The following is a 12,353-nucleotide window of genomic DNA, read 5'->3' as shown; positions in this document are numbered from 1 at the left end:
GCTCATGTGGAGTAGCCGCCCATCATCGGCGTGGAGGCCACTACCACGGCCGGGTAGCACCGGCCACCGCTTTCCCCCGGACGGCTTTACGGTCCGGACTGAGGGCCGAAGGACTCGGCGCCGCGAGGCTGGCGTCCATAGGCCTCGCCCGGCTTCAGCGGCGCCAGCCAGAGCAGATCCATGGCCGACTTCCCATCCGCCGCGAAGAGCGACACCTCGGGTCCCTGTGGGTCGATCGTCGCGCCCAGGTGCGCCGTCCCCGCCGCCCCCTGGCGGAAGGTGACAACCTGTCCGGGCGCGACGGTGAGTGCGGGCAGCGTCCACTGTCCGGGCACCCGCGTGAAGCCCGAGAGGTACAAGCCTCCCACCGACACCGGCGCGGAGCCCCGGTTGTAGAGCTGCACCCAGAAGGCGCCCGCCGCATCCCGGCCCACCCGGTCGATGACCAGCACTCCACTCCCGAGCGACTCGATGTCATGGATGTGCTGGAGCAGCCACTTGCGGCGCTCACGCACGAAACGGTGGAGGTGCTCGGAGCTGCGCGCGACGTGGGGAGGACTGACGTACGGGTCCACCGTCTTGCCGTCCGGCCCGGGCACGATGAACGGAGCGAGCAGCTCGTGCATGGCGTCCACGCGCGGACCGATGTTCTCCTCGGCGAACCACGTGTCGAGCAGCTTGCGCAACCGCTCCACGTACCGGGCCCGCAGGCCTGGATCATCGTAGATGCGCGTGGAGAGCGTGCTCCATGCGGGCTTCATGTCCTGCATGTCCGGGAAGGTCCGGCGGAAATCGGCCAGCTCGTACACGTGCGGATCGTAGGCGGTGAAGCTGAAGAGCGGATGATCCTCCTTCACGCCCTGGCGCTCGGGATTGGTGCGGTTGTAGAGCGACAGCGCGTTGTTCAGGTCCCACGGTACATACGTCCACTTCCCCATCTCGCGGTCGTAGATGAGATAGCTGCGCGAATCGCCCTGCAGGTCATTGTTGATGAACGTCTCCAACGCCAGCCAGGTGAGGTAGTCCTCCAGCTCCAGCCGCTGCTGGGCGAAGGCGGCGAATTGGTGCGGCGGCGTGCGGTTGATGCCCTCGAGGAAGCTCCACAGCCGGTCCCACGGCTCCTTCTCGTTCGTCTTCTTGTCCCAGCGCTCCTGGTACTGCTCCTGCGGAGGCTGGCGCATCTCGCAGTCGTGCATGCCGCAGCGGTAGAGGTCTCCGTCGTCATCGAAGTCGTGGGCCTCGAGGAAGTCCTTGTTGATGGACTCCAGCTCGGTGAAGACGCCCTCGTACTTCGTGAGGACGCGCCCATTGTCCTGGACGAGGTGCAGCGTCACGTGGACGTAGCGCGCCCGAGGCACGCGCAGGCCCACGCTCGCCGCCAGGTCGTACCAGAGCTTCTCGGTGAGGTAGCCGCCGTCCTTCCACGTCGCCAGCAGCTCGATGTTCTTCTTCCCCTCGAAGCGCGCCTCCTTCTGCTCGAAACGCACGTCCCAGGACTTCTTCACGACGCGCGCGTCCGTCTTCGTGGAGCGCCCGCGGAAGCTCAGCAACGCCGGGTACTCGCGGCCCTCGTGGGTGAAGCGGCCCTCCACCTGGAACTTCTGTGACGGAGGATCCGGAATGTGAGCCCACAGGGCATCGTAGTCCCGCTGCGACAACGTCAGCGCGTAGGTGGAGATGGACGTCTGCAGCGTCGGCCACCGGGGACTCGTGGGCGAGGGCCTCGAGCCCGTCTGGCTTCCCCCGTCCGGAGTGCCCGCGTCCGGTGGTGTCCCGGCATCCGGCACTCCCGCATCCGGTGGAGTGCCCGCATCGGGGAGGCCCGCGTCCGGCGCCCCGGCGTCGGGCCGTCCGGCGTCGGGCTCCCCGGTATCGATGATGCCGGTGGGGTCCTTGCGCGCATCAGGTGAGGGCTCGGTCGAGCCACAGGCGCCCAGGAGGAAGAGAAGTCCGGTGAGCAGCGCGATTCTCATGCACTCCACCCCAGAGCAAGTGATGCGCCAGGGTCGGAGTCCTGTCCGCGACAGCAATCAGGGCAGCCCGCGGGCGGGACCTGGGAAGCGAACTACCCAGGGCGGGTGGAACACAGGCTCTGGAGAGCACTCACGGAGACGCGGAGGGGCGCGCCGGTTCCCTCGCCTCCATGCGCATGCGCTGGATGAGCGATTGGTAGTACCGGTGCAGCGAGACGTTGAGCGGATCCACGCGGAGCGCCTCGGCGTAGCGCGCCAGTGCGCCATCGAGCACGTTCTGCGCCTCCAGGAGGATTCCCTCATCGAAGATCGCACGCGCGCGGGACTCGGCGTCCGGACGGGCCGCGAGGAAGGCCTGGCGCAGACGCTCCACGGCATTCAGTTGCACTCCGGCGGCGATGCAGCGGGCCACGCCGTAGAAGTTGCCTCGCGAGGCATCGAAGCGTGCGCGGGACAGAGGCTCGCCGAGCGTCTTCCGGGCGGTGTCCACCTTCTCCCGGAGGGCCGCGAGCGCCTGGCGCTGTCCGGCCGGCAGGGGCCGCTGCCAGAAGGGCTCCAGCCGGCGCTCGGCCTGGACCACGCGCCGCATCACCTCGGCGAAGTCCGCATGCGGGTGGACGGCCAGCAGGGTGTACGGATCCTGGCTGCACGTGGCGGCACGCGACAACAGTTGGGCGAGCTCCGGATCCGGCGTGGGCTCCGCGGGAGGCGGGGCCAGCGCCTGGGCGATCAGCCGGCGCACGTCGTCCGAGGGCTCGGAGAACTGGAGGATGTAGCCCTGGCGGCCGCCCCAGGTGCGCGCCTCCTCCGCGGGAAGCAGGCGCACCACGTCGCAGGCGCAGGCGAGCACCCAGCCATTGAGCGAGAGCTCCACCTCGATGCGGGCCCCGAGCCGCGGCAGCGGCCCGTCCCAGGCGATGCGCAGCCCCTCCTGGCTCACGTCGTTCACGAACACCGGCTGAAGCCCCCTGCCCTCGGGGTCCTCGACCCGCACGTGGAAGGCGGGCGGCGCCAGACAACCGAAGGCGGGCCGCCGCATGGCCTCGCGCAGGGCGGAGCGGAAGGCGCGGGCGGTGGGGAAGCGCTCGTCCGGACGCAGGGACATGGCCTGCATCAACACCGCGGACAGCGCCGGCGGCACGCGCGACTCGAGGATGTGTGGCGGCAACGGCTTCGTGGGCTTGTGGACGAGGAGCATCTCGCCCATGCGCCCGCCGCCGCCGAAGGGCAACCGTCCGGTGAGCAGCCGGTAGCCCAGCACCGCGAGCGCATACAGGTCCGCGCGGCCATCCGGCTCGGCGCGCACCCACAGCTCGGGCGCGAGGTAGCCCGGGCTGCCCACGACCATGCCCGCGGCGAGCTCCTCCTCGGAGAAGGCGGCGGCCAGGGTGGCGGACATGCCGAAGTCGAGCAGCTTCACGCGCCGCTCACCATCGCGGCCGGTGGTGAGGATGAGGTTCTCCGGCTTGACGTCGCGGTGGACGACACCGCACGCGTGCGCCGCTTCCAGTCCCTCGAGCACCTGCGAGAGGAGGAACACGACCTCGGCGGAGGGCAGCGGCAGCGGCAGTTGCGACAGGGCCGTGCCACTGACGTACTCCATGAGGAGGCAGTGGTGGCCGTTGGGCGCCTGGCGCACGTCGAGCACCCGGGCCACGTTCGGATGGATGATGTGCTGGGCGGAGCGGGCCTCCGCGTAGAAGCGGGCGAGCACCGCGGGATTGCTGGCCAGGTGCGGGTGAAGCACCTTCAGCGCGAAGTGCGCACCGCTGGAGGGGTGCTCGGCGAGGTACACGGTCCCGAGCGCCCCGGTGCCCAGCTTGCGCACGAGGACGAGGGGCCCGTAACCCATCCCGGACAGCGCCTCGCCGTCACACGGAGGAGCCTCGGGCCGGATGCATGAAACAGTCGTTGGATGATCATTGAAGCAGTGGTTGCAACCCATCGCCGCCCCCCAGCGGCGCTCGCCTGAACGGCTGCGCCTCCTGGAGTGTTGCAACCTGCATGCACCCTTGATTCGTCACGCAATCAACGCGACAAGCGCTGGAAGTACCGTGGCGCGCGGTTGGAAAGACGGAGTCGTCCGGTAATTCCTGCAAACGCGGCCCTGAAAGAACGGGAGTCCCTCTTCACTCTCGAGTGAGGAGAGTGAGGCGAGGGGCTTCGGGACCGGGTTTCAATGGATGACGTTGGAGAGGGACTCGAGGGCAGGCAGGCGGGTGGGAGGCGTGTGGTGCGCGTGGTCGTAGAAGCACCCGGGCCCGAGCTGTTCAATCAACTCGCGCTCCCGCGCATCGCCCTGCTCGGTACCGGAGTCGGTGGGTAGCTCGTAGGGCTGGACGAGGACGAGCTCCTCACCGAGCGGCTTGCGGCAGTCCTCGGGCAGTGAAGCGAGGCGTTCGCCGAACATGCGCACGAACGGAGGGCCGAAGAAACTGCGCCAGAAGAGGCCGGAGAGGCCCCCGCTGTAGTTGCGCACGGTGAAAGTTCCGATGGAGCCGTGACCGTTCTCGGCGGGGACTTGACGCCAGGTCTTGCGCTCGACGTCCTCGTCCAAGGAGGCCTCCGCCAGAGGGGAGTTCACCAGGCGCATGATTTCGGCCACCTGCACGACATGGGCTGCACGCCAGGCGGGCTTGGATACCAACTTCGCGGAGGCCTCCCAGGTGATTCTCCCATTGTAGGCATAGGGCCGGGAATCATCGCGCGCGGGGGCGAACCGGATGAAATCGCTGTCCGTCCGGGCAGCGATGCAAAGGGATTGATACTCCTCGTAGGTCTCGGTGAGCGCGTCGTAATCGATATGGTTGGGATCGAGCTTCTGATTCCAGGTAGCGAAAAACCCATAACGCGTGGGTGCGAACCACCGGTACTTCTCGAAGACGAGTTGAAGACACGCCCGGATCACCGTAGCCGGCGGGCGACCCGGCGGAAGGTTGATGTGGGTCGTGAGATAGCGCAGGCGAGGCATGGCGAACCTCAAGGTGAATACTTCACAGTGGCCTTGCCGTCACGAGCAAGCTCCTTGATGGCGTCGAGAAGCTGCCTGGTCAAATGTGTCCCACCTGCGGGATGCTTCGCGGAACGAACCCATAGCTCGACGTGCCCTCCGTATATCGCCACGTAATCGAGCATGGCCTTGAGATTCCCCGAGTGAGCCAGCTCCTGGCGGCCCTTCGCCTCGATGAACTCGTAGGGCTGGCCCCACACCATCTCGCTGGGATTGCCGCGCACGGAGTCCGGGATGAAGCCCACGGCTCCCTTGCCCGGTGGAGGCATCATCACCGCCGTGTTCTTCACGTAGCCCTCCGCCTTGAGAATGCCGTCCTCGAAGACGTTACCCGCCTGCTTGTTCGCGAGGATGGAGCGGTAGAGCCGCTCCCACTCGGGGTCCACGGCTGAAGAGAAGCTCCGGTACTTGCGCGGGTGTCGGAACTGGTAATCCACCCAGCACTGGGCCATGTGTTGGGGCGTCCCGGGGAACAGCCGCGTCCCATCCGGCAGCGTGCGCATCCCCAGCACGGGCAACACCTGCCCATGTCCCAGCGCATTCACGGCCATGCGCAGGGGCTGCTCCAGCGTCCCGGCCACCCGCTGGAGGAAGGCCAGTTCCACGTCGGTCAGCGTTCCGCCCCTGTCCGCGGCCCGCTGGAGGACGCGCTCGATCTCCTTCACATCATCGGAGCTCAGGTGCGAGGCCACACGGGAGAGCGCACGCACCTCGTCCAGACTCCTGCCGGTGACGAGCGCCACCCGTTGCACCGCGGCCTCCCCGCCCTGCTTCAGCAACTTGCCGTTGGTGAACGGCAACAACACCCCCAGCAGATGGATGAAGCGCTCGGGATTGCTGAGCGGATGTCCGGTGAGGCTGTAGCCAGACATGGCCGCCGACAGGTCCGTCACCTCTCCCAGGATGGGCGTGAGGCCAACGGCCAGCTCCACCACCAGTTCCTCCGCCGTGTACACATCCCCGGGCGGCGGCGTGTAGTCGAGGTGAGGAGGAGCCCTCTTGCCCAGCTCGATGGCGGTGGCCAGGGCGGAGCGGCTGGCCAGCAGGTAGAGCGCGACTTCCGAGGGGCTTCGCCGCAAGAAGTCCGGGTCCTGCGTATGGCTGTAGGCCCAGGCGAGCGTGGCCCGGACGAGCGCATCCAGGGACTTCTCGCGCAGTGGATGCTCGGTGAGGAGGTGGCCGGGAGCGATGCGCCGCAGGTGCGTGGCATGCGTCTCCATCAGACGCATTCCCCACTGCAGGTACTCCTCCAGCTTCTCCTCCACCGCCTTCCAGCGTGCTTCCTCCTCCTCGGGGCTCATGAAGCCAGGGGAGGAGGCTCGCGGCGCGGGCAGCAAAGGGCGGCCCCGGTCACCGCCAACGGCAGGCCCCGGAGCGGAGGACAGGGCCCACACACGGGTGCGCGAGGCCCATCCGGCTCGAGGCCCCGCGCAGGCCAGCAGCAGGAGCAGCAGGACGCTCGCCCATCTCCACCCAGGTGCGTCCCGTCTCCCGCGCATGACCACGGCCTACAGGTACTTCTCGCGCTTGCGGGCCTTGAGGGCCTCGACCACCTTGCGCACGTCCTGGCTCTTGTCCTTGGGCACCACCAGCACCGCGTCGCCCGAGTCCACCACCACCATGTCCGTGAGGCCCACCACCGTCAGCGGACGCTTGTCGGCCAGCACCACGCAGCCCTTGCAGTCCACCACCACCGCCTCGCCACCCGAGATGACGTTGCCGTGCTCGTCCGCGGGCCACACCTCGGGGATCGCCGCGAAGGAGCCCACGTCGCTCCAGCCGAAGTCTCCCGGCAGCACCGCGATGTTGCCCGCCTTCTCCATCACCCCATAGTCGATGGAGATGGAGGGCAGCTTCGGGAACACGCGCTTGAGCACCGCCGGGAAGGTGCGCTTGCCAGCCGCCTTGCGCAGCGCGTCCAGCCCCTTCTGCATCTCCGGCATGTGCTTGGCGAAGGCCTCCAGGATGACGTCCGCCCGGAAGACGAAGATGCCCGCGTTCCACAGGTACTCGCCCGACTCCACGTAGCGCTTCGCCGTCTCCGTGTCCGGCTTCTCGCGGAAGGCCTTCACCTGCCGGCCCCCGCCCTCCAACCCGTCACCCACCTGGATGTAGCCGTAGCCCGTCTCCGGACGGTTCGGCTTGATGCCCAGCGTGACGAGGTGGCCCTTCGCCGCCACCCGCGCCGCCTCGGCGATGGTCTTCTTGAAGCCGGCCACGTCCGCCACGTGGTGGTCCGAGGGCAACACCACCAGGATGCCCTCCGGATCCTTCGCCGCCACCTGCACCGCCGCCAGGGCGATGGCCGGCGCCGTGTTGCGCGCCACCGGCTCCACCAGGAGGTTCTTCTTGGGCAGGCCCTTCACCAGCTTCGCCGCCTGCTTCGCGTGCAGGGGACCGCAGACGATGAGGGTGTCCTTCACCGACGCCAGGCCCTTGAGCCGGACGGCGGTGTCGGTGATGAGCGGGTTCTTCGAGGCCAGGGGAAGGAACTGCTTGGGACGCGCCTTGCGCGACAGGGGCCAGAAGCGGGTACCAGAGCCGCCGGCCATGATGACGGGATGGAGGGTCATGGGCGGCGCACCATAGCGTTTTGCCCGTCGCTCGCCAGGGGCTCGCTCGCCCGGCTACCCCACGAACGTCGGCAGGAGTTTTGACCCCGCCCCGAAAAGCCAGTCTCATGCCGGGCGCGTTGGAGTCCAAGCACACATCGGTCGGTTTGACGCTCGCCCTCACCCTGGCGCTCGCGGTAGGGCTGTCGCTCGCCCCGCTCCCCGAGGCGTGGCGGCCCATCCCCAGCCTCTCCCAGGGGCCGGTGGTGCCGCAACTCATCGCGCTCGTCACCACCTCCAGCGCCGCCGCCAAGCGCAAGGCCATCGGCGTCGAGCCCGACACCGGCCCCGCCCCCGAGGTGCCCGAGCTCCCCGAGGAGGAAGAGGAGACCGAGCTCGTCGAGGCCGACACCGCCTCCGGTTCCGACGGCGGTACGCCGGCTCCCCCACCCGTCGTCGCCGACGCCTCCGACACGCTGGGACTGGCGAACCTGGGCCCCGCCACGCTCACCAAGGCCACGCGCATGGAGGCCCTGCGCGAGAAGATGGGCTCCAAGCACGTGGACCTCGACCCGGGCTGCCGCCGCATGGGCGCCTCCGGGTGCGAGGAGAGTGGGCTGGAGCCCTTCTTCAAGGCCCTGCGCGCGCTGCACAACGGCAGCCGCACCACGCCCGTGCGCGTGGAGCACCTGGGTGACTCGCTCATCGCCTCGGACCACATCAACGACGTGGTGCGCGAGCGGTTGCAGGAGCGCCACGGCTCGGGCGGCAAGGGCTTCCTCTACATCGACCGCCCCACCCGCTCCGGCCGCGGGGTGCGCGCCGGCCAGGCCTCCGAGGGCTGGGAGTTCATCCGCGTCATCGACCGCTCGCCGCCCCGGGACCGGCTCCCCTTCACCGGCGTGGCCTTCACCGCGAGCGCCAAGGGCTCTCAGGACGTGCGCTTCGACATCGGGGACGCGCGCACGGCCGAAATCTTCTTCCTGGCCCAGCCCATGGGTGGCTCCGTGCAGGTGCTCGTCGACGGAAAGCAACTGCAGCGTCTGCAGACGCGCTGGACTCCGGCCGAGGTGGCCAACGCCCGGGTGAAGCTGCCCGAGGGCGCCAAGACGCTGACGCTCAAGACGCGCGGCAAGGTGGAGCTGCACGGCGTGTCGCTGGAGAACGGCGAGCCGGGCGTGGTGTACGACACCCTCGGCCTGCCGGGCGCCTACGCGGGCGTGTTCCTGCGCACCCACCCGCCCTACTTCCGCGCGCAGATGCGCCAGCGCAAGCCCTCGCTGGTGGTGCTCATGTTCGGCGGCAACGAGGCCTTCCGCCTCTCGCGCGACTGGACGAAGCCCGAGGAAATCAAACAGGAGGCCGAGCAGCTGGTGAAGCGGGTGCGCGAGTCCGTGCCGGATGCCGCGTGCCTCGTCTGGTCTCCCATCGACGCGGCCGTGCGCACCATGGGCGGGGAGCTGGTCCCTCGCCGGGGCTCGCGCATGGTGGCGGACATCTTCCGCGACGCGGCGAAGGAGGGCGGCTGCGCCTGGTGGGACGCGCTCGAGGCCATGGGCGGAGAGGGCGCCGCCATCCGCTGGCTGTCGGCGGGCCTGCTCAACCAGGACCTCATCCACCCGCGCGCCCGGGGCTCGGACCTGCTGGGCCACCTCTTCGACCTGGCCATCCAGCGCGCCTACGCCGCGAGCAGCCCGCCCCGCATCGCCGCCGAGCCCTCGGGCCTGCAGAACGGCGAGAAGTCCCTCACCGCCACCTTCCGCCGCCTGAGCAAGCTGGAGAAGGGCGAGGACGCGCGGCTGGGCATCCTCCAGATTGGCGCCTCGCACACGGCCTCGCACTACTTCACGGACGCGATGCGCAACGCGCTGGCGAAGCGTTTCGGCGACGCCGGGCGCGGCTTCATCTCCGCGGGCAAGCCGTCGGAGCGGCTGAAGCCCGCGGGCGTCTCGCGCGAGCTGACGGGCGAGTGGACGGTGGAGGACGCGCTGCAAGCCACCACTCCCGGACAGGCCTGGGGCCTCGGTGGCACCCGGGCGGTGGGCGCTCCGGGCGCCTCGCTGCGCATCCGCTTCTGCGAGGGCTGCACCGCGGCCACCACGCCTCCCGCGCGGCTCTCGCTGTATTGGCTGGACGGTCCCGGCAGCGGACGCATGGAGGTGAAGGTGGACGGCAGCGCCATGCCGCCCGAGCCCGCGCCGCCCGAGCCCTTCACCGCGCCCACGGTGCGCGTCCGCTCCTTCCCCGTCACCGGCCCGGCTCACGAGCTCGAGGTGCTCAACCCGGGCGGTGGCCCGCTCACCGTGCTCGGCGCGGCGCTGGACCTGGAGCAGAAGGGCATCGCCTATGACGCGGTGGGCCTGCCGGGCTCCACCGCCTCCACGCTGGCCGGCATGGACCCGCAGGCGCTCTCCGCGCAGCTCTCCTCGCGCAAGCCCCAGCTGCTCGTCTTCTGGTACGGCACCAACGAGAGCGGCCAACAAGACCTGGATGCGGAGAAGCTCCGCACCGAGTACGGCGCCCTCATCTCCCGGCTGCGCAAGGACGCGGGCGGCGCCGAGTGCCTCGTCATCGGCACCACGGACCGGATGCAGAAGGGCGCGGACGGCAGCTGGGAGGAAGCGCCCGCCCTGGCCCGCGTGGTGACGGCCCTCCCCGAGATGGCGCGCGCCCAGGGCTGTGCGTACTGGTCCCCCCGGGCGGCCATGGGTGGGGACTGGAGCCTGCTGCGCTGGCAGCGCGAGGGCCTGGGCCACTCGGACGGCATCCACCTGACACCCGCGGGCTACGAGAAGCTCGCGGGCTCGTTCCTCTCCGACCTGCTCGCGGCCTACGAGGTCTTCAAGACCCAGCCGCCAGCGCTCGCCGCGGAGGGCGGCTGACGTGTATTTCCACAGCCTCCAGTTCCTCTTCTTCCTCACCCTCACCTTCAGCCTCTACTGGGCGCTGCACCGCTACAAGTGGCCGCGCCTGGGCGTGCTGATGGTGGCGAGCGTCTACTTCTATTCGATGTGGACGCCGTGGCCCCTGGTGCTCTTCCTCGGGGCCACCGGCATCAACCACCTGTGCATCAAGGGCTTCCGGCGCTCGCAGTCGGCCGGGGTGCGCAAGGCGCTGTTGACGTTGTCCATCGTCAGCACGCTCGGGGTGCTGTGCACCTTCAAGTACGCGGACATGTTCCGCGAGACGGCGGTGGCGCTGCTGGGGCCGCTGGGCATCCACGTGCGCACCCAGCCCTTCGGGCTGCTGCTGCCGGTGGGCCTCTCCTTCTTCACCTTCCAGGCCCTCAGCTACGTGGTGGACCAGTACCGGGGCGAAATCGAGAAGGAGCACTCGTTCTTCGAGCACCTGCTCTACCTGCTCTTCTTCCCGCACCTGGTGGCCGGCCCCATCGTCCGCGCCTCGCACCTCATCGAGCGCTTCGACGACACGCCGTCGCTCACGGCCGAGGAGGGAGGCCGCGGCCTGTACCGGATCGCCGTGGGCCTGGCCAAGAAGCTCATCATCGCGGACGTGCTGGGCTCCGGCCTGGTGGACCCCGTCTTCGCCTCACCCGAGGCCTATACGTCGGCCGAGTGCTTCATCGCGGCGGTGGCCTACAGCTTCGAGCTCTACTTCGACTTCTCGGCGTACTCGGACATCGCCATCGGCACGGCGGCGCTCTTCGGCTTCAAGTTCGCGGAGAACTTCAACCGGCCCTACCTGGCGACGAACCTCTTCGACTTCTGGGCCCGCTGGCACATCAGTCTGTCCAACTGGTTGCGCGACTACCTCTACCGGCCGCTGGGTGGCAACCGCGTCTCCAAGCCGCGCGCACTGCTCAACCTGATGATTACGATGGGCCTGGGCGGCCTGTGGCACGGAGCGGACTGGCGTTTCGCCATCTGGGGCCTCGCGCACGGCGCCATGGAGTGCGTCATCCGTGTGTGGTGGTGGATGACGGGCAAGCCGCCGAAGGAAGGCAAGATGGCGGTGGTGCGCGCGGGGCTCGGCTGGGTGGCCACCTTCACCGTGGTGGTGCTCACGCGCATCGTCTTCCGCTCGCCGAGCCTGGCGCACGCGGGGGAGATGTACCTGCGCCTGTTCGAGGGCAGCCTGGGCCTGGCCAACGTGAGCACACTGGTGTGGACGATGCTGGCGGTGGCGGCGGTGAGCCACGTGACGCCGCTGAGCCTCTTCCACAAGGCGGGAGATCTGTTCGTGCGGATGCCGGTGCCCGTGCGCGCGGTGGTGCTGGTGCTCGTGGGCCTGGGCGTGCGGCACCTGACGTCCGTCGAGACGCGGCCGTACGTCTACTTCCAGTTCTGAGTTCCCTGCCCCCCAATTTTCCCTCGCCCTCCGGGAGAGGGACGGGGTGAGGGTACCACGGACTCCGGGTTGGATCCGTGCATGACCGCGCTGGGGTGGAGAGACAGAGTGAAGAGACTGGACGAGTTGGTGAAAATCCTCCAGGAGGGGGACACGGCGGAACAGATTTCCGCGGCTCGGGAGTTGGAGGCACTTGGCCCGTCGGCCCTGGCCACACTGCCCCATGTCCTCGATTGCCTGCCCACGGCCGGAACCAATCTCCAGAAAGCCCTCCTGAACTCACTGGTTGGATTTGGACCCAGGGCGCTCCCGGAGATTACCCGCCGCGTCCAAGACGCTCCGGAGCCCGCGAAAACGGCCCTGCTCAATGCAGAGCATCACGTGGCCGAGCGCCTAGGCGCGCTTCTGGAGAAACAGGCTCGCCTGCGGAACTGGACGGCACGGGCGAGCGGGCTCTTGGGGTTTACCCTCCTGCGCTTCTTCGCCGGTCCCCAGCTCTATGAAAAGGGG

8 protein-coding genes are annotated in these 12,353 nt (G+C 69.0%); 3 read left to right on the top strand and 5 right to left on the bottom strand.

Annotation, left to right across the window (positions count from 1 at the left end):
* Positions 1–86: 86 nt before the first annotated feature.
* From Q664_RS48700 to Q664_RS48680, 5 genes are all read right to left on the bottom strand, one after another.
* Complete coding sequence (locus tag Q664_RS48700; protein ID WP_043413505.1) at positions 87–1,973, bottom strand: CotH kinase family protein; 1,887 nt, start codon at positions 1,971–1,973, stop codon at positions 87–89.
* A gap of 130 nt (positions 1,974–2,103) precedes the next feature.
* The gene (locus tag Q664_RS48695; RefSeq protein WP_235217175.1) at positions 2,104–3,825 is read right to left on the bottom strand and encodes a serine/threonine-protein kinase; all 1,722 of its coding nucleotides are present in this window, start codon (positions 3,823–3,825) and stop codon (positions 2,104–2,106) included.
* A 324-nt stretch (positions 3,826–4,149) separates the two neighbouring features.
* On the bottom strand, positions 4,150–4,944 hold the full coding sequence (locus tag Q664_RS48690) for a hypothetical protein (RefSeq protein ID WP_043413499.1): 795 nt from the start codon (positions 4,942–4,944) through the stop codon (positions 4,150–4,152).
* A gap of 8 nt (positions 4,945–4,952) precedes the next feature.
* Complete coding sequence (locus tag Q664_RS48685) at positions 4,953–6,284, bottom strand: pre-toxin TG domain-containing protein (RefSeq protein WP_043413495.1); 1,332 nt, start codon at positions 6,282–6,284, stop codon at positions 4,953–4,955.
* A 207-nt stretch (positions 6,285–6,491) separates the two neighbouring features.
* A complete protein-coding gene (locus tag Q664_RS48680; protein WP_043413490.1) occupies positions 6,492–7,556 on the bottom strand; it encodes a mannose-1-phosphate guanylyltransferase in 1,065 nt (354 codons plus the stop codon).
* 146 nt (positions 7,557–7,702) lie between these two features.
* On the opposite strand from Q664_RS48680, the gene Q664_RS48675 reads away from it, so the two are divergent.
* The 3 genes from Q664_RS48675 to Q664_RS48665 form a co-directional block, all read left to right on the top strand.
* Positions 7,703–10,417: a GDSL-type esterase/lipase family protein gene (locus tag Q664_RS48675; protein ID WP_235217174.1), complete on the top strand. Its 2,715-nt coding sequence runs from the start codon at positions 7,703–7,705 to the stop codon at positions 10,415–10,417.
* Between the two features lies 1 nt (position 10,418).
* Positions 10,419–11,843, top strand: a complete 1,425-nt coding sequence (locus tag Q664_RS48670) for an MBOAT family O-acyltransferase (protein WP_043413488.1) — start codon at positions 10,419–10,421, stop codon at positions 11,841–11,843.
* A 108-nt stretch (positions 11,844–11,951) separates the two neighbouring features.
* The coding region (locus Q664_RS48665) for a hypothetical protein (protein ID WP_043413485.1) at positions 11,952–12,353 on the top strand (402 nt) is incomplete at its 3' end.

This window comes from Archangium violaceum Cb vi76, assembly GCF_000733295.1.
Classification (GTDB): Bacteria; Myxococcota; Myxococcia; order Myxococcales; family Myxococcaceae; genus Archangium; species Archangium violaceum.
Note: the sequence above shows the minus strand (reverse complement) of the source record. Positions and strands in the feature narration are given on the sequence as shown.